The organism is Synechococcus sp. MU1642 (genome assembly GCF_020514115.1).
In the GTDB taxonomy this organism is placed as follows: domain Bacteria; phylum Cyanobacteriota; class Cyanobacteriia; order PCC-6307; family Cyanobiaceae; genus Parasynechococcus.
In genome coordinates, this window is sequence record NZ_VTKZ01000013.1 from 17,806 (window position 1) to 39,924 (window position 22,119).

General features: G+C 57.7%; 23 protein-coding genes. 5 read left to right on the forward strand and 18 right to left on the reverse strand.

Annotated features, from left to right (window positions below):
- Positions 1 to 79: 79 nt before the first annotated feature.
- Positions 80 to 1,261 carry a quinone-dependent dihydroorotate dehydrogenase gene (locus FZZ85_RS10665; protein WP_226415025.1) on the reverse strand — a complete coding sequence of 394 codons (1,182 nt, stop codon included), beginning with the start codon at positions 1,259 to 1,261 and terminating at the stop codon, positions 80 to 82.
- Positions 1,262 to 1,269: 8 nt separating this feature from the next.
- A complete protein-coding gene (gene rnhA, locus FZZ85_RS10670) occupies positions 1,270 to 2,013 on the reverse strand; it encodes a ribonuclease HI (protein WP_226415027.1) in 744 nt (247 codons plus the stop codon).
- 51 nt (positions 2,014 to 2,064) lie between these two features.
- Here rnhA and FZZ85_RS10675 point away from each other — a divergent pair, with 51 nt between their 5' ends.
- Entirely contained in the window at positions 2,065 to 2,805 is a 741-nt protein-coding gene (locus FZZ85_RS10675; RefSeq protein WP_226415029.1) for a DUF3747 domain-containing protein, read from the forward strand.
- Between the two features lie 271 nt (positions 2,806 to 3,076).
- On the opposite strand, the gene rplL is transcribed toward FZZ85_RS10675, so the two are convergent.
- The 8 genes from rplL to gloA all read right to left on the reverse strand — a co-directional run bounded on the left by rplL (position 3,077) and on the right by gloA (position 9,775).
- Positions 3,077 to 3,466: a 50S ribosomal protein L7/L12 gene (gene rplL / locus FZZ85_RS10680; RefSeq protein WP_114987674.1), complete on the reverse strand. Its 390-nt coding sequence runs from the start codon at positions 3,464 to 3,466 to the stop codon at positions 3,077 to 3,079.
- 54 nt (positions 3,467 to 3,520) lie between these two features.
- A complete protein-coding gene (gene rplJ, locus FZZ85_RS10685) occupies positions 3,521 to 4,048 on the reverse strand; it encodes a 50S ribosomal protein L10 (protein ID WP_226415031.1) in 528 nt (175 codons plus the stop codon).
- Positions 4,049 to 4,285: 237 nt separating this feature from the next.
- Positions 4,286 to 4,993 carry a 50S ribosomal protein L1 gene (rplA, locus tag FZZ85_RS10690; protein ID WP_226415033.1) on the reverse strand — a complete coding sequence of 236 codons (708 nt, stop codon included), beginning with the start codon at positions 4,991 to 4,993 and terminating at the stop codon, positions 4,286 to 4,288.
- 71 nt (positions 4,994 to 5,064) lie between these two features.
- Positions 5,065 to 5,490 (reverse strand): 50S ribosomal protein L11, encoded by a 426-nt coding sequence (gene rplK, locus FZZ85_RS10695; protein WP_226415035.1) that lies wholly within the window; start codon positions 5,488 to 5,490, stop codon positions 5,065 to 5,067.
- Positions 5,491 to 5,599: 109 nt separating this feature from the next.
- The gene (nusG, locus tag FZZ85_RS10700; protein ID WP_226415037.1) at positions 5,600 to 6,268 is read right to left on the reverse strand and encodes a transcription termination/antitermination protein NusG; all 669 of its coding nucleotides are present in this window, start codon (positions 6,266 to 6,268) and stop codon (positions 5,600 to 5,602) included.
- A gap of 21 nt (positions 6,269 to 6,289) precedes the next feature.
- Positions 6,290 to 6,532, reverse strand: a complete 243-nt coding sequence (gene secE, locus FZZ85_RS10705; protein ID WP_006850159.1) for a preprotein translocase subunit SecE — start codon at positions 6,530 to 6,532, stop codon at positions 6,290 to 6,292.
- Positions 6,533 to 6,602: 70 nt separating this feature from the next.
- Positions 6,603 to 9,368 (reverse strand): ATP-dependent Clp protease ATP-binding subunit, encoded by a 2,766-nt coding sequence (locus FZZ85_RS10710; protein WP_226415039.1) that lies wholly within the window; start codon positions 9,366 to 9,368, stop codon positions 6,603 to 6,605.
- An 8-nt stretch (positions 9,369 to 9,376) separates the two neighbouring features.
- Positions 9,377 to 9,775, reverse strand: a complete 399-nt coding sequence (gloA, locus tag FZZ85_RS10715; protein WP_226415041.1) for a lactoylglutathione lyase — start codon at positions 9,773 to 9,775, stop codon at positions 9,377 to 9,379.
- Between the two features lie 112 nt (positions 9,776 to 9,887).
- On the opposite strand from gloA, the gene eno reads away from it, so the two are divergent.
- On the forward strand, positions 9,888 to 11,180 hold the full coding sequence (gene eno, locus FZZ85_RS10720; RefSeq protein WP_226415043.1) for a phosphopyruvate hydratase: 1,293 nt from the start codon (positions 9,888 to 9,890) through the stop codon (positions 11,178 to 11,180).
- A 21-nt stretch (positions 11,181 to 11,201) separates the two neighbouring features.
- Here the strand turns inward: eno and FZZ85_RS10725 are convergent, their stop codons facing one another.
- Genes FZZ85_RS10725 through FZZ85_RS10735 form a run of 3 tightly spaced genes read right to left on the reverse strand, consistent with a single transcriptional unit; the run spans position 11,202 to position 13,783 of the window.
- Complete coding sequence (locus tag FZZ85_RS10725; protein WP_226415045.1) at positions 11,202 to 12,854, reverse strand: AarF/ABC1/UbiB kinase family protein; 1,653 nt, start codon at positions 12,852 to 12,854, stop codon at positions 11,202 to 11,204.
- A complete protein-coding gene (locus tag FZZ85_RS10730) occupies positions 12,854 to 13,165 on the reverse strand; it encodes a hypothetical protein (protein ID WP_226415048.1) in 312 nt (103 codons plus the stop codon). Before FZZ85_RS10730 ends, FZZ85_RS10725 begins: the two co-directional genes overlap by 1 nt.
- 45 nt (positions 13,166 to 13,210) lie before the next feature.
- The gene (locus FZZ85_RS10735; protein ID WP_226415050.1) at positions 13,211 to 13,783 is read right to left on the reverse strand and encodes a hypothetical protein; all 573 of its coding nucleotides are present in this window, start codon (positions 13,781 to 13,783) and stop codon (positions 13,211 to 13,213) included.
- A 451-nt stretch (positions 13,784 to 14,234) separates the two neighbouring features.
- Between FZZ85_RS10735 and FZZ85_RS10740 the strand changes: the two genes are divergently transcribed.
- Positions 14,235 to 15,110: a hypothetical protein gene (locus tag FZZ85_RS10740; protein WP_226415053.1), complete on the forward strand. Its 876-nt coding sequence runs from the start codon at positions 14,235 to 14,237 to the stop codon at positions 15,108 to 15,110.
- Positions 15,111 to 15,252: 142 nt separating this feature from the next.
- Positions 15,253 to 15,474, forward strand: a complete 222-nt coding sequence (locus FZZ85_RS10745) for a hypothetical protein (protein WP_226415056.1) — start codon at positions 15,253 to 15,255, stop codon at positions 15,472 to 15,474.
- Between the two features lie 387 nt (positions 15,475 to 15,861).
- Here the strand turns inward: FZZ85_RS10745 and FZZ85_RS10750 are convergent, their stop codons facing one another.
- The 3 genes from FZZ85_RS10750 to argJ form a co-directional block, all read right to left on the reverse strand.
- Positions 15,862 to 16,578 (reverse strand): hypothetical protein, encoded by a 717-nt coding sequence (locus FZZ85_RS10750; RefSeq protein ID WP_226415059.1) that lies wholly within the window; start codon positions 16,576 to 16,578, stop codon positions 15,862 to 15,864.
- Between the two features lie 375 nt (positions 16,579 to 16,953).
- Positions 16,954 to 17,565 (reverse strand): hypothetical protein, encoded by a 612-nt coding sequence (locus FZZ85_RS10755; RefSeq protein WP_226415061.1) that lies wholly within the window; start codon positions 17,563 to 17,565, stop codon positions 16,954 to 16,956.
- 394 nt (positions 17,566 to 17,959) lie between these two features.
- A complete protein-coding gene (gene argJ, locus FZZ85_RS10760) occupies positions 17,960 to 19,162 on the reverse strand; it encodes a bifunctional glutamate N-acetyltransferase/amino-acid acetyltransferase ArgJ (RefSeq protein ID WP_226415064.1) in 1,203 nt (400 codons plus the stop codon).
- Between the two features lie 50 nt (positions 19,163 to 19,212).
- On the opposite strand from argJ, the gene coaE reads away from it, so the two are divergent.
- Complete coding sequence (gene coaE, locus FZZ85_RS10765) at positions 19,213 to 19,839, forward strand: dephospho-CoA kinase (RefSeq protein WP_226415067.1); 627 nt, start codon at positions 19,213 to 19,215, stop codon at positions 19,837 to 19,839.
- Here coaE and FZZ85_RS10770 read toward each other — a convergent pair.
- Both FZZ85_RS10770 and gatB read right to left on the reverse strand, forming a co-directional pair.
- A complete protein-coding gene (locus FZZ85_RS10770; RefSeq protein ID WP_226415069.1) occupies positions 19,836 to 20,627 on the reverse strand; it encodes a 2OG-Fe(II) oxygenase in 792 nt (263 codons plus the stop codon). The genes coaE and FZZ85_RS10770 overlap by 4 nt on opposite strands.
- Positions 20,627 to 22,108, reverse strand: coding sequence for an Asp-tRNA(Asn)/Glu-tRNA(Gln) amidotransferase subunit GatB (gene gatB, locus FZZ85_RS10775; protein WP_226415072.1), 1,482 nt, complete (start codon positions 22,106 to 22,108; stop codon positions 20,627 to 20,629). Before gatB ends, FZZ85_RS10770 begins: the two co-directional genes overlap by 1 nt.
- Positions 22,109 to 22,119: the final 11 nt, after the last annotated feature.

The window sequence follows — 22,119 nt, forward strand, 5'->3', positions numbered from 1 at the left end:
TGGTCCGCTTGAATCACTCCCTCTCAGAGACATTTAAGGGCGCAACATCGAGCAGGTGAGATGTTCTTGAGCATCGAGTTCAGTCCTGCCATGGCAAGCCACTTCCTGACGCCTCCGCAATCGTGCGCAGACCATGGCAATCCAACTGCAGCAGCAGGCCTTCCAGAATCCGCGGTACCAGATCCGGCCCCTGAAAAATCCAGCCGGTGTAGAGCTGCACCAAAGAAGCCCCTGCGGTAATGCGCTCCCAGGCCAATTGCGGAGAATCAATCCCACCCACACCGATTAACGGCAGCGCCGGACCAGCACTGGCCCGCAAGCGACGGATCACCTCCTGGGCCCGATGGCGCAGGGGGGCACCGCTGAGACCACCGGCCTCCTCCGCCAGGGTGCGCCCGGTCTGCGGCAGACGCCGTTGCTCAAGGCCCAACCGATTGAGACTGGTGTTGACCGCTATCACACCGGCCAGGCCCTCTTCAAAGGCCAAACGGGCCACGGCATCAATCGACTCATCATCAAGATCCGGTGCGATTTTCACAAGTAAAGGCGGGCAGGCAGGCAGCCGACGCAGTCGCTCCACAAGCCGCCGCAACTGGGCCGTGTCCTGCAGATCACGCAGGCCGGGGGTGTTGGGAGAGCTGACGTTGATCACCGCATAGTCCGCCAAGGCGGACAACAACTCCAGGGAAGCCGCGTAGTCGTCCGGGGCCTGCTCCAAGGCGGTGATCTTGGATTTGCCGACGTTGATCCCAAGCACCGCCGGCCGCCGGCCCGGCGGATCCAGGCGTTGACGCTCCAGGGTTTTCAACAATGCCTTAGCGCCGTCGTTATTGAATCCCATCCTGTTCAACGCGGCCTGTTCTTCCGCCAAACGGAACAGGCGTGGTTTGGGGTTTCCCGGCTGGCCATGCCAGGTGACCGTGCCCACTTCAGCAAAGCCAAAGCCGAAGCGATCCCAGATGCCGGCCGCCACACCGTTCTTGTCGAAGCCAGCCGCCAAACCCACCGGGTTGGGGAAGCGGCAACCAAACAACACCTGCTCCAGGCGCAGATCACGCCGTTGCAGATCAGCCGCCACGCCATCCAGCACCGTGGACACCCCTGGCCAGCGGCGCCGCAGGCTGGCCTGACCCAGCGCCGTGAGCGCAGTGCGCGATAGCTGTTCAGCATCAAGGCCATCGTCCCGCTCCAGCACCGGGCCAAGCCAACGCTGATAGAAGGCACCGCTGCTGAGCGGTCCGGCCGAAGGGGACGGCGACATGCTCGAGCTCAGGACTGTTCTGATCCTGCCTCGCGACGTTGCAGAGTCCAACGCCCCTCCGCCTGGGACTGGACGGTCCAATCCCTCCAGATCCAGCTCTCAGCTTTGGTTTCCAGCTGTTTGAGCGGCTTTTCCACCAATTGCGCCAACTCAAGCAGCGACAGGCTGTAACCACCTTGCGCCAGGCGATCAGCCAACTCCAAACGTGACAACAGCTGCAGCAGAGGCTTGGGGGCAACCTCGGATGGGGCCTCTGGTGCGGCCTCGGTTGCTCCCTGCTTCCGAGTCAAGTTCGGCTGGGCGTTATGGGAGAACGCCACAGCGATGCGATCCACCCGTTCGTTGTCTGGATCACCGCTGTGGCCTTTGACGTAGCTAAGTGGGACGTCGTCCAGTCGGGCGGCATCGAGAGCCTTCCAGAGGTCCTGATTGAGCACAGGCTTACCGGCAGCCGTTTTCCAGCCTTTGCGCTTCCACCCTTTGATCCAGGAGCCCAGGCCATCAATCAGGTATTTGCTGTCGGTACGCAGGGTGAGATCCGGATGACGGGGCAGCTGCTGAAGCCGTTGCAACACCTCCAACGCGGCCTGCAGTTCCATGCGGTTGTTGGTGGTGTCGGGGGCATGGCCACCGAATTCCTCAACACTGCCGTCTTCGAAACGCAGCAAGGCGCCCCAACCTCCCGGACCTGGGTTGCCGCTGCAGGCACCATCTGTCGCTGCAGCCACGACCCGTCCCCGTCCTTCCGCCATTGATCGGTCCCAACACTGTTCGGTACAACACGGTTTCTGGCGTCACCGTGGATGAGCCGAACCTACCTGCGGGCTGCCGGTCTGACTGCCGTGGGGCTCCTGAGCGCTGGCCTACCGCAGGAGAGCGCAGCAGCGTCGTTGTTTGACAGCGCTGTCATCCCGCAGGAGCGCTTTGCTGTGCTCGCCCAACCGCTTGGCAGGGCCCAATGGAAACTGCTGGTGCTTGAACAGATCAAGACCCAACCGCGCTGCTGGAGGACACGCCAGGACGGACTGATGGAGCCCAGCCTGAATCGCTTCAACTTCAGCGGAATCTGCAAGCGCTACCTGGACAGCAATGGCTACTCGCTACGCAGCGGTGGCCAGGACCTTGGAACCCGCTTCCGCTTCCGGCTCAAGCAAGCCGGCACATTGCTGAGGCTCGAGGCCCTCGACCCCCTGCAACGGGCACCACTCCTGGTGGGTCAGGCCCGAATTCCCAGACGCGATCTCAACGGGTTCGTACAGCTGCAGCTGGCGCCGGGCTGGGCCTTGGAACGCCGTGTCTACCAAGGACGCCAGCTCAACCACCTGTATTTCGCTCACCAGGAAAAGGTGAACCGGCTTCTCGCGCTGGCCAGCAGCCGCGGACAACGCTCAGGCTTCAGCCGACTGGGAACCCCGATGCCGCCGATCGCACCACCGCCTTTGCCCACCTCACGAACAACAAACCAACGAGCAAAACGCCGACGAATGACACGCCTCGCCAGCAATGCTCCGATCCGGCTGCAGGTGATTCCTTACCGCCGTTGAGCACCAACCGTCACAGTGCCAGTTAAGAGGGCGACCAGACAGGGGATGACAACGGAATACCTGCCCTTATTTTGAATTCGTGTGAGGAGTGCTGAACGCCACTTCAGGGTCGAAACAAGGACAGACTCCTGAATGTGTTCTTCTCGACGAAAGCTCCGCCTTTGGCGGGGCTTTTTTGTTGGCCGCAGAAAAACCAAAAAAACCGGTCCTCGAAAGGGCCGGTGGCTGATCGAGAACAGGGAGGAGAGGGATAAACCCTCTCCCAAGGCGATCACTTGAGAGTGACCTTGCCGCCTGCTTCTTCGATGGCCTTCTTGGCAGCCTCGGCGTCTTCCTTGGAGACACCTTCCTTGACGGCCTTAGGAGCAGCCTCAACAAGAGCCTTGGCGTCGCCCAGGCCCAGACCGGTGGCCTCACGGACAGCCTTGAGAACCTTGATCTTGGCGGAGGCGTCGAAGCCTTCGAGGATCACATCGAATTCGGTCTTCTCTTCAGCGGCATCGCCACCGCCACCAGCAGCGCCAGGAGCAGCCATCACAACACCAGCAGATGCTGCGGCAGACACACCAAAAGCCTCTTCAATCTGCTTGACCAGCTCGGAAGCTTCAAGCAGGGAGAGGGATTTCAGCGATTCAAGAATTTCGTCGGTTTTTGCAGACATGGTTTTGAAAGGGGAAGCAACAGATCAATGAACAGTGGTCTCGGCAGGGCCGATTCAGCCTTCGCCGCCTTCGGCGTGCTGCTTGAGTGCCCTGGCCATACCAGAGGGAACCTCGTTGATGCCCACAGCGACCTTCGTGGCCACGGCGTTGATAGCACCGGCGATCTGAGCCATTAGCTGCTCCTTGGAGGGGAGATCGGCAATGGCTTTAATCTCGTCCTGAGACAGGAGCTTGCCTTCGAAAAGGCCGCCCTTGGTCTCGGACTTCTTGAGTTCCTTCTGGAAGGTCTGAACGGCCTTCACACCGGCGCCAACATCGCCCTTCACCAGGACGAAGGCGTTGGTTCCGGTCAGCAGGGAATCGAGGCTGGCCCAGTTGCTGTCACCATCAATGGCACGGCGCATCAAGGTGTTTTTGGTCACCTTGCAAACGCTGTCGCTGGCCCGCAGACGATCCCGCAGGTCAGACATTTCTTTGATGGACAGGCCCTTGAAATCAAGGACAAGTGCCAGTTCGGCGTCGGCGAGGAGCTCTTTGAGCTCTACGACGATCTGCTGCTTGTTCTCCAGCGTGCGGCCCATAGGGATTGGATCGGATCAAAGGAACAAGCTGGGCACACGGCCGATCGAGTCTTCGATAGGAAGACGAGGCCGCGTGCCGATCCAATCCCGAACGGGACAAAACCGTGTCGCGTCTGCCTCGGCAGGGATTACATCACTGGAATGACTGATGTCATGCCCAGGGACATCCTGCTGTCTCTGGCCGGGCGCGTGCCCGATTTGGCTTTCGCCAATCGTTAAGTGTAAAGGAGAGCCGGATCAGCTCCCCAGCTCGATGTCCTGCAAAGCAGAGAAATCGACTTCAACGGAAGGACCCATGGTGGAGGTCACATACAGGGACTTCCAGTAACGGCCTTTGGCACCGCTGGGCTTGTTGCGGTCGATGGTCTCCTGCAGAGTCTTGAGGTTCTGCAGCAGGGCATCGGCGCTGAAGCTGGCCTTGCCGAAACGGACGTGGACAATGCCGGTGCGGTCGGCACGGAATTCCAGTTTGCCGGCCTTGAATTCCTTGATCGCGGCCTCAATGTCCGTTGTGACGGTACCTGCCTTGGGGTTGGGCATCAAGCCACGGGGACCGAGGACCCGGCCTAGCTTGGCCACCTTGGGCATCATGTCGGGGGTGGCGATCAACAGATCGAAATCCATTTCGCCCTTGCTGATGCTTTCCACCAGATCTTCTTCACCGGCGAGTTCAGCACCGGCGGCTTTGGCTTCAGCCACCTTCTCACCGCGGGTGACCACGGCGATGCGCACGGTCTGACCGGTGCCATTGGGCAGAGCCACAGTGGTGCGCAGCTGCTGGTCGGTGTATTTCGGATCGATGCCGAGGCGCACATGGGCCTCCATCGTCTCGTCGAATTTCGCGTTGGCGTTGTCCTTGACCAGAGCAATCGCCTCGAGGGGTGCGTAGGAACGGTCCTCGATTTTGCCGGCCATGCTGGCCAGGCGCTTGGAGATTTTGGGCATGTTTAGTGGTGGGGTTCAGACGACATCAGTGATGCCTCCCCCGAATGGATTGGAGAAGCGATGCAGCGACGTCAGTCACTGACGGAAACGCCCATGTTGCGGGCGGTGCCTTCGATGATCCGCATGGCGGACTCAACGCTGGTGCAGTTGAGGTCGGGGAGCTTGGTCTTGGCGATTTCCTCGAGCTGAGCACGAGTGATCGATCCAACACTGCCCTTAGCGGACTCACCAGATCCCTTTTGGATCTTCGCGGCCTTGGTGATCAGCACCGACGCCGGAGGCGTCTTGGTGATGAAGGTGAAGCTGCGGTCTTCAAAGACCGAGATCTCCACCGGAATCACATAACCGGCTTTGTCCTGCGTCCGAGCGTTGTACTCCTTGCAGAACATCATGATGTTCACACCGTGCTGACCGAGGGCAGGGCCCACCGGCGGCGCGGGGTTGGCTTTGCCGGCATCTAGGGCCAGCTTGATCACAGCTACGACTTTCTTGGCCATCGGCTGGGGTGTTTGGACAGCTGCGGATCACCAGACCCTCGGGTCGAGTGTGGCGGAATGGTTGCCCATTCCCAAGGCCGCCCTCCGCAGGGAGACGGCCGCCGCCAGGTCAGTTTTGTTTGCTGATCTGAGAGAACTCCAGTTCCACCGGTGTCTCTCGACCAAAGATGGAGAGCAGGGCCTTGAGCTTGTTGCGCTCGCCGGACACCTCGATCACCTCGCCCTGGAAGTCCTTGAACGGACCAGCGGTCACCAGGATCTGATCGCCTTCGGTGAGATCTACCTTAACGACAGTCTTCTTCTCGGCAGCGCGCTTGAAGATTCGATCCACCTCAGAGCGACTGAGGGGACGAGGCTTGATGTGACCACGGGCCTTACCGGTGGCACGCCGATCTTCAGCACCGACGAAATTGATCACGTTCGGGGTGCTTCGCACCGCCATCATCGTGTCCTCATCCAGCACCATCCGGACCAGCACATAACCGGGGAACACCTTCTCCTCGGTGGACTGACGGGTGCCGTCCTTCTTCAGCTTGACGGCAGGCGTCTGAGGAATCTCGATTTCAAGAATTCGGTTGCTCACCCCCAGGGTGACGGCTCGCTGCTCAAGGGTGGCCTTGACCTTCTTCTCGCAACTGGAAGCCACCTGTACGGCGTACCAACGGGCGATGGCCGTATTGGCGACAGCCGCCGTAGTCAAGGTGCCGTCTTCCCCCTCATTCGGGGCTGGCAGTTCAAGCACCTCAGGGGCGTCCGGTGTGGTCAGGTCTTCGGGCACGGCGAGAAAGGTGATATCGAGTCAGCGGAACACCTGGGACGAAGCCCACCCAAAGAAGCGACTGACAGCCGCGATGGTGGCAGCCGAAAGGCTGACCATCAGGATTACAGCGATGGATTCGCTGAACAGTTGCTGGCGGCTGGGCCAAACCACAAGCTTCAGCTCATCAACCGTGTCCGCCAGAAAACCACCGGATTTGGTGGAATCGGCAGCGGCCTTGGAGCCGTCAGAAGTGGTGGTGTCCTCAGAGATGGGGCTGGTCACGGGGATGGGACCGGAAGTTGACAACGGTGCCGCTAGGCACTTCGCCAAACAGACACCCTACCGGATGCCCTCAAACCCCCACTGGATCGAACACCAGAGCATCCGTACCGGCCTCCCCCAGCCGCACCGTCACGCCACTGGCTCCGGCAAAGAGGTCTTCAAGAAGCAGTGTGGAGAGCGGATTTTCCAGCTGGCGCCGCAACACCCGACGCAGGGGCCTCGCCCCGTACTCCGGTTCATGGCCCTGACGGGCTATGGCCTCAGCAACAGCCTCATCCACGAGCAGCGCCAGGCCCTGCTCGGCCAACAGGGCAGCGAGATCCTTCAGTTGCAGCTGAACAATCCGCACCAGATCGGAAACCTCCAAGGGACGGAAACGAATCACCTCATCAATGCGGTTGAGGAATTCAGGCCGGAACTGACTGGAGAGCGCTGCATCCACCTGCTGTTGCAGGACTGACTCATTCGTGGATTCCGAGCGGGCATGTTCAAGGATCGCCGGGCTGGCCAAATTGCTGGTCATCACAACCACGGTGTGGCGGAAATCGACGGTGCGGCCCTGGGAATCAGTGAGCCGGCCGTCATCCAGCACCTGCAGGAGCAGGTTGAACACATCGGGATGAGCCTTCTCCACTTCATCGAGAAGCAGCACCGCATAGGGGCGGCGGCGCACGGCCTCAGTGAGCTGCCCCCCCTCCTCGTAGCCGACGTAGCCAGGGGGAGCACCGATCAGCCGAGCCACGGCATTCCGCTCCATGAACTCGCTCATGTCGAGGCGAACCAGCGCCTCGTCTTCATCAAACAGCGAACCCGCCAACGCCTTCGCCAGCTCGGTCTTACCGACACCGGTCGGCCCGAGGAACAGGAAGGAACCCACCGGACGACGGGGATCCTTCATCCCGGCCCGGGCCCGGCGGATGGCAGCAGCAACAGCCGTCACCGCCTCACCCTGACCAATCACCCGTTCAGCGAGATGGGCGTCGAGGTCCAGGAGTTTGCGCCGCTCGCCCGCCAACAGACGCTGCACGGGGATCCCGGTCCAACGGGCCACCAGATCTGCAATATCACCGGCCTCCACCTGCTCGCGCAACAGAGCAGTTCCGGCGGACTGTGCCTCCGCCTGGGACGCCTCCAGTTCATCCCGGCGCTGCTGGACCCGGTGCAGCTGGTCGTATTGGAGGCGGGCCGCTTCCTCGAGGTCACCATCCCGCTCAGCCTCGGCAATGGCATGACGCAGGTCTTCGTCCTGCTGGAGCAGCTGCCCGAGTTCCTCGAGCTGACCTCGCTCCTCCTGCCAGCGCCGCCGCAGATCATCCAGTCGTGTGGACACTTCAAGCCGGTTGCGCTGAAGCTGAATCCGCTCCGCCTCAGGGGCTTGGTCAGCGGCAAGCAGGGCCAGTTCAACGCGGCTTAGATCCGCCTCGGCCTCCTCCACCACCTGCGGTTTGGAGGTGACCTCCATCTTCAATTGCGCCGCTGCCTCATCGATCAGGTCAATGGCTTTGTCTGGCAGGCAGCGGTCGCTGATGTAGCGGTCGGCGAGACGGTTGGCGGCCTGAATGGCCTCATCGGTGATGGTGACGCCGTGGTGCAGCTCGTAGCGCTCCTTCAAACCGCGCAAAATTTCGAGGCTCAACTCCAGATCTGGCTCCCGGATTACCACCTGCTGGAAGCGACGGTTGAGGGCCGGATCCTTTTCCACCGTGAGCCTGTAATCCTCCGGCGTGGTGGCACCGATGCAGCGCAAATCCCCACGGGCGAGGGCTGGCTTCAACAGGCTGCCGGCATCGGTGCTGCTGCGATCACTACCGACAACGGTGTGCAGCTCATCGATGAACAACACCACACCGGAATCGGAACCACTTACCTCCTCGAGCACCGAGCGCAAGCGTTCCTCGAACTGACCTCGGAACTTGGCACCGGCGATTAATGCCCCGAGATCCAGCGCCACGAGACGCAGACCCTGCAGCGACTCCGGCACTTCACCCGCCACGATCCGCTGCGCCAGAAGCTCTGCAATCGCTGTTTTGCCAACACCGGGTTCGCCGATGAGCACTGGATTGTTTTTGCTCCGGCGTGAGAGCACCTTGATCAGGTTGCGAATTTCAGAATCACGACCGATCACCGGATCCAGGCTGCCTGCTTCCGCCTCTTCGGTGAGATCCCGCCCGTATGACTCCAGGGCCGTGGGTGGCTCTTCCAAGGAGGCCTCATGGGCAGGCGGCTGGGGGGCGACTGGCTCTGGCCCGCGCACCTCACGGGAGGAAGACGGAACTCGCGCCACCCGTTCACGACGGGGCGCTGCTTGCGGAACCTCTGGCTGAGACCGCTGCATCGGCCGCTCCTGGGGTGGAGCTGGAACCCCAGCGACTCGATCATCCATGCCCCGTTGGATCAGCTGCTCCAGGGCATCCGCGGACAGACCAAAGCCGGCAAACAGATCAGCACCGATTCGCGGATCGGCGCAAATGGCCATCAACACTTCCGGCAGATCGATGACGTCGCCATTCCAGCGCCGACGGATGGCATCAGCCGAATCGAGCAGCTGTTCAAGGTCGTCACCGATGAAGAGCTCATCGCCTTGCCCAGAGGGCTGGTCGGCCAGCACATCCTCCAAGCGATCCAAGAGCGCATCGATGGGGAGGGGCAAGCGCTCCACTAGGCGGCGGCAGGCGGGATCGGTGAACAGCACCTGGATCAGGTGCTCCACGTCCAACTGCTCATGGCGCCAGCGACGGGCGACATCCTGACCACTCAGCAGCAGGTCCCAAGCCGCGTCGCTGAAGCGATCGGGCTCATGGGTGAGGCTGCCGTTCAACGCTGGGGATGAAGTCATCCGTTTTTTCAGGCGTGGGCTTTGGAGGACAACTCGATCAATTCCACCTTGTAGCCATCCGGATCCTCAACAAAGGCGATGACGGTGGTGCCGTGCTTCATCGGACCAGGCTCCCGCACCACACGACCACCCTGGTCGGCAATGCCGGCGCAGGTGCTGTGGATGTCCTCCACCCCCAGCGCAATGTGCCCATAAGCGTCCCCCAAGGTGTACCTGTCGGTGTCCCAGTTATGGGTGAGTTCCAGGACGGTGTGGTTTTTCTCCGACCCGTAGCCAACAAAGGCCAAGGTGAAGCGGCCGCTGGGGTAGTCCTTTCGACGCAGAAGCTGCATGCCCAGGACCTCGGTGTAGAAGCCCAGAGACCGCTCCAGATCCGCGACCCGGAGCATGGTGTGAAGCATCCGCATGGGTGAGCGTCGTACAGCGTGAACCTGTCGTCATTCTGGCCCGGTATGACACGTCACAACAGGAGAGAGAGGGGCGACCCATAGGATCCACGGGTTAAGCGTCCGTCCCAACGTGATCGATTCCCTCGACCTCGTCATCGACACAATCGTGGCCCGAGAGGTGCTCGATTCCCGCGGCAACCCAACAGTTGAAGCCGAGGTGCTGCTCGAAGGAGGTGCCATGGGACGGGCCATCGTTCCCAGTGGGGCCAGCACCGGCGCCCACGAAGCCCACGAGCTGCGTGATGGCGGCGACCGCTACATGGGCAAGGGCGTGGGCCAAGCCGTGACTCACATCGAAGAGCAGATCGCACCAGCCCTCTGTGGCATTTCCGCCCTGGATCAAGCGGCTGTGGACGCCGCGATGCTGGAGCTGGATGGAAGCGACAACAAATCCAACCTGGGAGCCAACGCGATCCTGGCGGTGAGCATGGCCACCGCCCGCGCTGCTGCCAACGGGCTGGGCATTCCCCTCTACCGCTATCTCGGCGGCCCGATGGCCAACCTGCTGCCGGTGCCGTTGATGAACGTGATCAACGGTGGCGCCCATGCCGCCAACAGCCTGGACTTCCAGGAATTCATGCTGGTCCCCCACGGCGCTCCGAGCTTCCGCGAAGCACTGCGGATGGGCACCGAGGTGTTCCACACGCTCAAGAAACTGCTCAGCGACAGGGGCATGAGCACCGCCGTGGGCGATGAAGGGGGCTTCGCGCCGAATCTGGGCAATGTGGAAGCCGGCGAAATCCTGGTGGAAGCGATCCGCAAAGCGGGCTACAAGCCCGGCGAACAGATCTCCCTAGCCCTGGACGTGGCCAGCACCGAATTCTTCGAGAACGGCCGTTATGCCTTCGATGGCGGCAGCTACACCAGCGCCGAGATGGTGGGCCAACTCGAGCAACTAGTGGAGAAATTCCCGATCGTTTCGATCGAAGACGGCCTGGCAGAAGACGACTGGGATGGCTGGAAACTGCTGACCGAACGCCTCGGCGGCAATGTGCAGCTAGTGGGTGACGACCTATTCGTCACCAACACCAAGCGTCTTCAGCAGGGCATCGACAGCGCAACGGCCAACTCGATCCTGATCAAGGTCAACCAGATCGGTTCGCTCACCGAAACCCTTCAGGCCATCGACCTGGCAGGCCGCTCCGGCTACACCAGCGTGATCAGCCACCGCAGTGGCGAAACCGAAGACACCACCATCGCCGACCTCTCCGTCGCCACCCGCGCCGGACAGATCAAGACCGGCTCCCTTAGCCGCAGCGAGCGGGTCGCCAAATACAACCAGCTGCTTCGGATCGAAGACGAACTGGGCAGCCAGGCTGTGTATGCCGGCGCTGTTAGCCAAGGTCCCCGCGGCAAGGCCTGATCTGAGGCCTCCAAGAAAGATTCAACGGTTGGAACCTGGCAACTGCTCCAACCGTTGATCACGACGGATCTTGACCTGCATTCGGAACCAGCCCAAACCAACAGGCAAGGCAGCAGCGGCCGGAAGAATTGACCACAGCGGGCGGGCACTGGCACCAACGATGGCGGCGCACAAAGCCAGGCATCCGAGCAACACCGATTGACCAATCGATTGCTGGGCCAGGGCCATCCGACGGAACTGCCGATCCGATTCCCCCAAGCGCACCTGGAGCTGTAAGTCACCCTGCTCCAAGCGTTCCAGGCTTTCGTCTAAGCGCCTTGGGAAGGCCGCAGCCCGGCTGCTGAGGGCGCCGACTTGACGGCCGAGTTCGTTGAACAGATCGTTGCTGCCGGAGCCGCTGGAGGTCATTAGTGGAAGGAGGTAAGGCTTGGCTATCGCTACCAAGCTAAAAGCGGGATCGAGACTGCGGCCAACCCCCTCGAAGGTGGACAGGGCCCGCATCACAAAGATGAGTTCAACCGGCAGGCGAAAGGGCTGGCCGTAGACCAGGTCGTAGAGATCGCCAGAGAGTTTGTCGATCGCATTGGCCGTGAATGGTGGGGTGAGGGCTTCCTGCAGCATCAGCCGCACAAGACGACGGACAGGGCCTACATCAATGCCTCTGGAAATCACCCCGGCCGCTTGCATTTCCTCCACCAACACCGCTGAATCCCTGGCGGCAGCGGCGCGAACCATGGCTCCAAGACGTCGACGCAAGCCCTCTGACAACAGGCCCATCATCCCGAAGTCGTAGTAGATGAGAGCTCCATCACTCGCTACGGCAAGGTTGCCGGGATGGGGGTCAGCATGGAAAAAACCAAACCGAACCAACTGCTTGAGGTAACTGGCGGCGCCCACCTCAGCCACCGCGGCCGGATCAATACCTGCTTCGAGCAATGCCTCACGGTCGTTGATCTTGATGCCAGGCAGGTAGTCAAGACACAGCACACGGCGGGTGCTCAACTCCCAAATCACACCTGGGATCCTGATCCGTTCGTCATCCAGAAATTGTTGCCGAAAACGCGCCGCATACTGGGCCTCAACCCTGAAATCGAGCTCACGCAGGAGGACACGTCGACATTCGCGTGCCATCGCCGGCCAATCGCGACCACGCCCCCAACTGGGGTTGCGTTGCAGCACAGCCGCCACCTGCTGCATCACCTCAAGATCAAGGCGAAACAGGCGATCAAGCCCAGGCCGCTGCACCTTGAGCACCACCTGCCGGCCACTGCGCAGGCTGGCGCGATGCACCTGGGCAAGCGAGGCAGCGCCAAGGGGTTCGGGGTCGAGGTCGATCACCTCGGCACAGCGCTGACCAAGCTCTCGCTCGAGCACGGTCTGCACCTGATCAAAACTGACCGCCGGAACACTGTCCTGCAGTGCAGCCAGTTCGGCCACCCAACCCGCAGGAAGGATGTCTGGGCGAGCGGATAGCAGTTGCCCCAGCTTGATGAAGGCGGAACCCAGAGACAGCAGCTCAGCCGTCAACCAGCGGGCTCGCTGTTGCTGACGGCGCGCACGCCGCTCGGCGGTGAAACCACCGCGGTAGGTCCAGGGCTTCCCATCCCACCAAAGCAGCAGCAGGAGCATCAGGACAGCGCGCCAGATCCTGAGCGCGCGCAGCAGTCCAAGCATCAGGGGCGTGCCTCGATCGCTTGACTCAGATCAGCCACCGTGGCCCGGAGACGATCAATGACCGCTTGTGGATTCTCCGACGGTTCCGATGACGACGCCCCATCCGTGCTGACCGTGACCTGATCTTCCCGTTCAATCCGTTCTGCCTCGGCACGCACCTCGTTCTGAAACAGATCCCATTCCTGGCGCAACCGTTGTGGAGCATCTTGCGCCAACACCGCCAACTCCGCTGCCGCGTCCGCAAAACCGTGGCCAAGGCGAGCACTGATGCGATTCACCGTGGCGCGAATCAAGGCCTCCGACGAGCCCATGGACTGATTGCAGACAAGACCAACTGTGGCAGATCCAGCCGGGGATCAGGGCTGAGGCGGGATGACGGGCTCAATGGTTTCAAAAAAAGCTTCAGCACCAGGAGGCAGCACCACAGGTTCGGGCTCAGCCACCAACACCGGTGAATCACCATCAGGGACAACCACAGCAGGCATGACCTCGCTGGACTCCTCCGGGAGGGCCAAGGACTCGGCGTTGCTGTCATCAAGCTCGGGGTCGATGGTTTGGGGGTCCGACCAGGCTGGGGCCGTCCACACCGGAGGTTCAGGCGTCTGCACAGCGAGATCTGGTTCGATCGCCTGCTTGACTGATGGCTTGGCCGGTCGGCTCGCGGCCTCAGCGGCCTCTAGGGCTGTGACATCCACTTGCAGCTCTGCATCGTTGTCGCTGAACCGGATCCGGATCTCCTGCAGGGAATCCCCTGGAAACGCGAGCGGTGTGAACGCCTTAGGGGCAAGGTCTTCAGCATTGGTCTGCAGCGTTAGCACCCGGTCGGAGATTCCGTAACCAAGTCCAAAACAACAACCAGCCACCAGAGGGCCCACCCAAAAACGAGACTGAGTTTCAACGGGAGCGTCAGGGGAGCTGGTTTTGTCCACGGGTGGGTCTGACGAAGAATCGGATTGTGACAGGGATCAAGAACAAAATCTTCAAGTGGTGTGGTCGGCATTGATACGCACGTAACACCATGCCTCTAGTCATACCAACGGTTTTAAGCGACTAGCAGAGCTGTTACCCCGGCGTTACCAATCTCGGCATGTTTAGAGATGCCTGAAGGGAACATCCTCGACAAATAAGGAATACCAACAGACAAAAATGCTTATGCATATCGATACGCCAATAAAGACGAGCATCTAAATTGGGCAGACGAAATACCCAATATCAACAATAAAAAGTCAAAGCTATTGCTAACACAAACTATAGATCGCAAGGAAACAGAGGAGAATTACAAAAAGGATGATGATTTGCGTCCAATTAAAGGATTTTTGCTAATGAAGCCAACATTAGACTAAACTAAATAAGACCATATAGAGGCTTGAGGTTTTTGGTTTGACTAAGTTTTCGTCTCTTCCCGATCATATCTCCCTTTTGCTAGGGCGTTTCTCATTTGTATTCGGCATTTTATTATTTCTTGCTGGGCTAGGCAAAACACTATACAACTTGCCAGATTTCGCAATCAGCGATCTAGCGATGTCGATATTTGGCTTGCTAGTTGCGACTGTCCTCAGCAGAAAGTCATTTACTGGACTAATGCAAAGACTTTCAACTCCCAAAGGCGAGAGACTATTATTTTTAATTAGTTTGATTGTATGTCTTACTATTATTATCACAAAGTTTGTAACTGGCGGATCAGATTTTTACGAGAATTTTTTGGGAGAAAATAGCGTCGTAGAATGGCTTACGGCACTTTTCTTGTTGTTGTCAGCATATCTTGCCTTGGTTACAGGAGTTTCTAAGGGGTCTCCTTACCCCAAATGGATGCTTTTAGCTTTCGCATCGATCCTCTTCGTTGCCTTTATGGAAGAATTGGCTTGGGGGCAGATGATGTTTGGGTGGGATACACCTGAAAATTTTCGCTCACTAAACGCACAAGGCGAGACAACTCTCCACAACATACATGGCATTCACGATCTTATTAGCCCAGCCTTATTGCTTTTCTCGTCGGCATCAGCTGGTGTTTCTCTGACAAAAAAGAGGCCTAATATTCCATGGCTTAAGAACAATCTTTGGGACTTTTCTAAGGGTTTATTCCCTATGTTCTTCCTGGCGGCCATCATATGTGCTGTGGTTGTATTTGTGCCCGGCACGAAATTCCTGGGAAGGGTCAATCAAGATATCGAATGGGCTGAATTTCTAATATCATTTTCAATATTTATGCATTCTCTCTCTTTAATTGCCAATCCCCCCAAAGAGACTAATAATTAAATCTCAGCAGTTTGTTGCGAGAAGCATTCACTAAGAACTTAATTTGCGCTGGAGTCACATCTCCGCGAACAAGACCCTTTCGGCTGAGAACCAGAAGGTGTGGTGGTGCCTGTTTAAGGTGCCACCTGAAAACACAAAAACCGTGCGTTGGTATGAGGTCTCCGCACCAGTGCTTCGGGACCTGGAGCGCCTACGTCAAATAACCCGGCCGGAGAAGGAAAGCGACCTCCTCTTCACCAACCAGAGCACCGGAGCACCTTTGAGTAATCGGATCTGGGGAGACGGACTCAAGGAAATGCTGGTGGAGTCAGGTCTTGCCACCTGGTCCGACGACGACACAACAACTTCCGAACGATCAAAGTGACCAGCAAGAAGATATTGGCCTGGCACTCATTTCGCCATTCTTGGATGAGTTTTGATCTGAAATGAGGCAGCCCCCATCGCGCTGCCTGCTACGACTGCAATACAAACACCCATTAATTAGGTCCAAAAGAACTAATTCCACTACGACGTGAAGCATGCGACTTTAAATCTTCTTATTAGAAGATTTAAAGTGATCAAAGACAGGAAAATATCAAGTGAACAGAAGATCAATATAAAGTGCCGGAAATCCATTGTATCCCAAGAAAAAAGTTCATTAGTATTGTGCACTGCAGGGGCTAAAATCAATGCCTTCAAACGAGAGTTTAATCAAGCAAAGGCAATAAGAGACTTTCCCTTAGAGACCGGGAAACTACTTTGCCAATAGCGATCAACCTTGATGTGCTGCCATAATATTTCCACCTACTAAAGCTTTCACAACATAACCACATTGTTTTAAAATCTTATATTCATCAGACTCTTTAAAGTTATCCAAGTCAAAACCTTGGCTTACCCATTCCATACATAGCAATTGCGGGAAATCGAGCATGTTTAGAAACTCTCCCAATGAAGAAAGATAATTAACCTGCTCAATATCAATAGTTACAAACTCTGGCCTAAAGTGCGGATGATTGCGTTTGATCAACACAGCCATCTCGTCAATTCCGAGGCACTTTACGCGAATAATATCTTGAAAAGGAAAATCTCTTTTGAGCCATTCCTTGGCAACTTCTCTATTGACTGTATTAATAGCACCAGCTTGAAATCTGTAAAAATTTAAATAAAGATCATTGCAAGAAGCATCTTTAATGGCGAAATTGTAAAAAGTATCAGAAGGTCTACGAGACATCCACATCACTTCTGCATCAGGGTTCGCGTCTACTGCAATTCCCGTCCATCCACACAAACTCAACAGCTTTGTATTCGAGTAATGAGTTTCATGAAAACATCCAATATCTAGATACTGTGCAGTTTGCATCCTACAAAGCTGCTCCCAAAAAAAGCCCCTTACAAATTCGTCCTCCCCATTCTGACTAAATCCGATTTTTAAGAACTGTTCATGCAGAATTGATTTATCTATGTGATTATTCAACCAGTTCGGATACACGGCACTTTTGAGGAGATTTCTAAATTATCGCATCAATACGACCCTGCCACTTGAGAAACATCCACCACAAAAACCAGTTTAACGGAATCTGACACCAAGTGGTGTAGTCAAATTTGATACGCACTCACATTTTGACTAAATACATACCTACTGGTCAAGCTACTACGAATGCAGTCCTAACGAATCTGAACTAGTGAACTAGTACATAGTCATCACAAAAAGCACTAAGGCTTATCTCAGATACCAGGAATAGGCTTGCTACACTCCGGAACGTCTTCATCTATGACTGAAATCAAACCTTGCGCATACCAAAAAGTCTAGAACACACTAAAAAATCTGCATGGAAAATACGCAAACTTGCAAACCTGGGTAAAATTAACTCGGAGCGGATAGATAGGGACCAAAAACTTCTAAGAACTCTTTGACCTTAGACACACCCTTTATAGGTTGATAATCAAAGAAAGCAGTCCTATTAACGATCTTGGAAGGTTTCAAAATTTTCTCAATGACATGGTAATAGTCCCTATCAATATAATCATCAAAAATTATAGTGCAAGGCTTTGACGCATTTAAGATAACAGCAAGAAATGATGCGACTCTAAATCGTCCATCTATTAAGACTACATCGGGACTTATTCCATGTAGCTCCATAATTCTCCATGCCATAGCTGGTACTTGAATCATTCGCTTCCCCCTATTCTCATCATAAAGTTGCTTCTCGAAGCATGGATGTCCCCATTGAGTGGTCTCACCAACATCTTGAAAGACAGGAAAAAATCGATCATTTAAATTGTTTAAAGCAATTTCCATAGACAATTTTGACAACCATCTAGCGTCTGTCTCGCATGAATAAATGATATTTTTGTGATTTGCTGTTAACGCCAAAAAGGTACTGCCACCAGAACCATACTCAAGAACAACAACTTCTTCCGAAAAAATATCTGTCAGGATTTCTACGACTTCATCCGGAAAAGCAAGCTCAAACATATGCAGCTCAATAATCATACCAACTTTAGCAGGAAAAGCATGTAAAGCGTCTTCGATGCCCTATCAGAGGTCTCTAGTCTCGCAAAAATAGCTGCATAAGTCCAAAGAACAGGCATCCCTAAAGTCACCATAATCATGCAAGTAATTGTTGAATTTCAGAATAAGTATTGCCATTGGAAGCGATGCCCGCTCGCCTTACGATTCGCATGGCATCCTTAAAAAACCAAAACTCAACTACGAGAACAAATAAATACGGAAAAGAATGAAAATCTCAACGGACGAAAGCAAGAATGTTTTGTCTTAAGCCAAGAAGAAGCGTCAGAGCACCGTTAGCAAACTGTTGACAGCAACTACAGCAATCCGCAAAAGCCAGTAATGCCAATGGGATGTTGGATTAAGTCGTGTAGTCGGCGTTAATGCGCACGTATTGATCCGAAAGGTCACATCCCCAGGCCTGACCACAGCCGGAACCATCCCCGAGGCAGAGGCGAATCGGAACATGCTCCTGCCGCAGGATGTCGCTGGCTGCAGCGCGATCAAAGGCCACGGGTTGACCGGCCGCCATCAATTGATGTGGACCAATCCAAAGAGCAACGGCATCCGGCTCGAAACACACGCCAGAGCGACCTGCTGCCGCCACGATCCGCCCCCAGTTCGGATCCCGGCCATGGACAGCGGTCTTCACCAAGGACGAACCACAAACCGTGCGCGCCACCTGCAACGCCGCGGCCTCGTCAATCGCGCCCTCCACCTGCACTTCGATCAAACAGGTGGCCCCTTCACCATCCCGGGCAATGGCCTGGGCGAGCTGCTGCATCGCCTGGGTCAGGCCCTGTTCCAAAACGGCATGGTGCTCTTGGGCCAGCGGTGGGCCTGCCGCGAAGGCCAGCACGGTGTCGTTGGTGCTGGTGTCTCCATCAACGGTGATGGCGTTGAAGGAACGCTGCACCGCGCGCTGGACCATCCCCTTCCAGACGGCGGCATCGACACCAGCATCGCAACTGAAGAAGCCGAGCATCGTGGCCATGTCGGGATGAATCATTCCCGAACCCTTGGCCATCCCTCCAATGCGCACCAGGCGCCCCTCCAGCTCCAGTTCAAGCGCCACTTGCTTGTCCACCAGATCGGTGGTGAGGATGGCGTTGGCAGCGGCATCACCACCACCGTCATCCAAGGCCTCCACCAAAGGAGCCAAGCCAGACAAAAGGGTCGTCATCGGAATCGGCACACCAATCACGCCTGTGGAGCAGATCAACACCAACTCCGCATCGACGCCGAGCTGATCGGCAAGCACCTTGGTGGCGCGCTGACTATCAACCAAACCGCGATCCCCGGTGCAGGCATTGGCCTGACCGGAGTTGACCAACACAGCACGGGCCTGGCCGCCATGGCTTACGAGGCGATCACGGCAAAGATCAACACAGGCCGCCCGCACCACTGAGGTAGTGAAGGTGCCCGCACAAACAGACGCCTCCGGTGCCAACACCAGCGCCAGATCAGGCTTACCCGAAGGCTTCAGGCCGGCAATTATGCCTGCAGCCTGGAACCCATTCGGTGCCGTCACACCACCCTGGATCGGTTGCCAAGAAGAAGTCATCGCCACTGCTGATCTGCCGCGAGACACTGGGTGCATCCTGCTCCGACACCATGGCGCCTGGCGAGCTTTTCTCGCAACGACGCATCGGGCTCACGGGCGGAATTGCAAGCGGTAAGAGCAGCGTGGGCCGTTGGTTAGCGCAACAAGGTCTTCCGGTGTTGGATGCGGATCAATTCGCCCGAGAAGCTCTCGCGCCTGGGCGCCAGGCCACCCACACCGTGCTGCAGCGGTATGGCTCCACGGTCCAGGCCCAGGGAGGCGCGGCCGTCGACCGAGCTGCTCTGGGGCGGATCGTGTTCCAGGACCCCGCTGAGCGTCAGTGGCTCGAGCAACTGATTCACCCGCTCGTGCGGGAGCGCTTCGACCAAGCACTCAGCCTCCATGCCGAGGCACCAGCAGTTGTGCTGATGATTCCGCTGTTGTTCGAAGCAGGTTTGGAGTCGCTCTGCAGCGAAATCTGGCTGGTCGACTGCGATGAATCTCAACAACTCGAGCGCTTGATCACACGGGACGGGCTGAGCGCTGAAGCTGCTCAAGCCCGCATCGACGCCCAGTGGCCCCTGAGCCGGAAACGCGGCTTGGCGGACCACCTGATTGCCAATCAAGACAAACCCGGTGCTTGGCGAGCCCAGGCCGTGGGTCTGCTCAACCCCACAGGAAAAGAAAAACCCGGTTAGCCGTTACGCCCGAAGTCTGCACGGAACCACTTGGTGATCACCCATTTGTGGCCCACCTCCACCGGCAAGGCCTCATGCAGCGTGAACGGGTTGGGGGTGCCATCGGCCTGGAGGTTGTTCCAGGCCAACGCCATCCCAGGCACAGGCGTGAACGAACGCTCCAGGCGGCGGAACAGTGTCTCTCCCCCCCGCTCAACACCGTTGAGATAAACCATCACCGTCCAGGTGCGTTGCCCGCCGCTGTCGGTGTGGGTGGCGTATTCCTCGGTGCCCGGCGAAAAACAGTCCGTGTGTTCCTTGAAGTACTCGCCGGGGTCGTAGCGCTGCCCCTGAATCGGTTCCGACAGGCGCGGATCCACGCCGAATAAGGCCGCAAAGCGCTGATCCAGGGTCGCCGCCAGCTGGGGATGGTTCTGACGCAGATGGCAGGTGCGGCTAGTGCGGTAGTCACTGCTGCCGCGGGTCACCGTCGACGGCTGCAGTGACGCATTGATGACTTCGATCACTTGCCCGCATTCCTCATGGCTGAGCAGGGCCGGCAGCTCATACACCTGGGCGAGTGAGGTATCGAGCCGCCAAGCGCGGGGCCGGTGCTCCTTTCGGGTAAGGGGTGACTCAAACCAAGCCAGCCAATCCGGCGTGGCCGACTGGAGAACGGCCGCAATCGCCCCTCGGGAAAACCCCTGATCGAGGGCCCGCTGCATAAGCCCCTCAGGATCACAGCCTCTGTCCCGGTTCTGCAGCAACCACCCCTTCCAGGCGTCGGAAATGGCTACCGCTCCACTCATCAACCCTTGAGTTTCTTGCTCAGAATCTGGTTGGCAAGCTTGGGATCAGCTTTACCACCGGTCTTCTTCATCAACTGTCCGACGAAGAAGCCCTGCAGCTTGGTCTTGCCGCCGCGGAAGGCCTCCACCTCATCGGGATGGGCCCCCAGAAGCTCATCGACGATGGCTTCGATCGCTGCAGGGTCGCTGATCATGCCGAGGCCACGTTCGTCGACGATCGCCTTGGGTGAGCCGCCTTTCTCCAGCAGCTCCGGAAGAATCTCCTTGGCGATTTTGCCGCTGATCTTGCCCCCATCGATCAGTTGCACCATCTCGGCCAACTGCTCAGGCCGGAAAGGCAGTTCGGCGTAGCTGAGCCGGTTGCTGTTCACGTGGGCAGCGATGTCTCCTGTGATCCAGTTCGCTGCAAGCTTGGCGTCAGCACCAGCGCCCACAACGGCCTCGAAGTAGTCGGCCATCGGACGCTCATCGGTGAGCACCCGCGCGTCGTACTGGGACAGGCCTAGATCGTCGGCGTAGCGATGGCGTTTGACTGCCGGCAGCTCGGGCAGCTCAGCGCGCCAGGACTCCCGCTGATCCGCACTAACCTCAATCGGGCCCAGGTCGGGATCCGGGAAGTAGCGGTAATCGCTGGCCCCTTCCTTGCTGCGCATGCTCTTGGTGAGCTGCTTTCCCTCGTCCCAGAGGCGGGTCTCCTGAACGATCTGCTCACCGGTTTCGTAGGCCTTGATCTGACGCTTGATCTCGTACTCGCAGGCCTTTTGGATGGCCGAGAAAGAGTTCATATTCTTGATTTCCACCTTCGTCCCGAAGGGCGCATTCGGCCCCCGACGCACGGAGATGTTGACGTCGCAACGCAAGGATCCCTCCTGCATGTTGCCGTCGCTCACACCCAGGTAACGCATGATCCGGCGGATCTCCGAGGCGTATTCCGCAGCCTCGCGACCGGTGCGCAGATCCGGCTTGCTGACGATCTCGGCCAGGGCCACACCAGCGCGGTTGTAATCCACCAAGGAATGGGTGGATCCCGCCAAACGGTCGCTGCCGGCATGCACCAACTTGCCGGCGTCCTCCTCCATGTGCAGACGCTCGATGCCGATCGTCTTCAGGTATGTGTCCTTTCCTTTTTCAGCGACCTCCACCTCGATCCAGCCTTCCTCGGCGATCGGCTCGTCGTACTGGGAGATCTGATAGTTCTTCGGGAGGTCGGGATAGAAGTACTGCTTGCGGTCGAACTTGCTGTGTTCAGCAATGTTGAGGTTGAGGGCCATCGCCGCCTTCACCGCGTACTCGAGCACCTTCTGGTTCAGCACCGGCAACGTTCCGGGCAGACCGCACACCACCGGGTCGATGTGGGTGTTGGGGTCATCGCCAAAGGTGGTCGAAGCCGCCGTGAAAATTTTGCTGTCCGTTCCCAGCTGCACGTGGGTCTCGAGACCGATCACGGCCTCCCAGGCCGGTTGGGTTGCTGCGTCGGCCATGCGCCCTTGAT

Coding starts and splice junctions, on each gene's coding strand:
- rnhA (WP_226415027.1), bottom strand. CDS start 2,013: ATGGCGGAAGGACGGGGACGGGTCGTGGCTGCAGCGACAGATGGTGCC.
- FZZ85_RS10770 (WP_226415069.1), bottom strand. CDS start 20,627: ATGAGTGGAGCGGTAGCCATTTCCGACGCCTGGAAGGGGTGGTTGCTG.
- gatB (WP_226415072.1), bottom strand. CDS start 22,108: ATGGCCGACGCAGCAACCCAACCGGCCTGGGAGGCCGTGATCGGTCTC.
- rplL (WP_114987674.1), bottom strand. CDS start 3,466: ATGTCTGCAAAAACCGACGAAATTCTTGAATCGCTGAAATCCCTCTCC.
- FZZ85_RS10675 (WP_226415029.1), top strand. CDS start 2,065: ATGAGCCGAACCTACCTGCGGGCTGCCGGTCTGACTGCCGTGGGGCTC.
- FZZ85_RS10710 (WP_226415039.1), bottom strand. CDS start 9,368: ATGACTTCATCCCCAGCGTTGAACGGCAGCCTCACCCATGAGCCCGAT.
- FZZ85_RS10755 (WP_226415061.1), bottom strand. CDS start 17,565: ATGTTTGAGCTTGCTTTTCCGGATGAAGTCGTAGAAATCCTGACAGAT.
- coaE (WP_226415067.1), top strand. CDS start 19,213: ATGGCGCCTGGCGAGCTTTTCTCGCAACGACGCATCGGGCTCACGGGC.
- argJ (WP_226415064.1), bottom strand. CDS start 19,162: ATGACTTCTTCTTGGCAACCGATCCAGGGTGGTGTGACGGCACCGAAT.
- FZZ85_RS10730 (WP_226415048.1), bottom strand. CDS start 13,165: ATGGGCTCGTCGGAGGCCTTGATTCGCGCCACGGTGAATCGCATCAGT.
- rplA (WP_226415033.1), bottom strand. CDS start 4,993: ATGCCCAAAATCTCCAAGCGCCTGGCCAGCATGGCCGGCAAAATCGAG.
- gloA (WP_226415041.1), bottom strand. CDS start 9,775: ATGCGGATGCTTCACACCATGCTCCGGGTCGCGGATCTGGAGCGGTCT.
- rplJ (WP_226415031.1), bottom strand. CDS start 4,048: ATGGGCCGCACGCTGGAGAACAAGCAGCAGATCGTCGTAGAGCTCAAA.
- rplK (WP_226415035.1), bottom strand. CDS start 5,490: ATGGCCAAGAAAGTCGTAGCTGTGATCAAGCTGGCCCTAGATGCCGGC.
- FZZ85_RS10665 (WP_226415025.1), bottom strand. CDS start 1,261: ATGTCGCCGTCCCCTTCGGCCGGACCGCTCAGCAGCGGTGCCTTCTAT.
- FZZ85_RS10725 (WP_226415045.1), bottom strand. CDS start 12,854: ATGCTTGGACTGCTGCGCGCGCTCAGGATCTGGCGCGCTGTCCTGATG.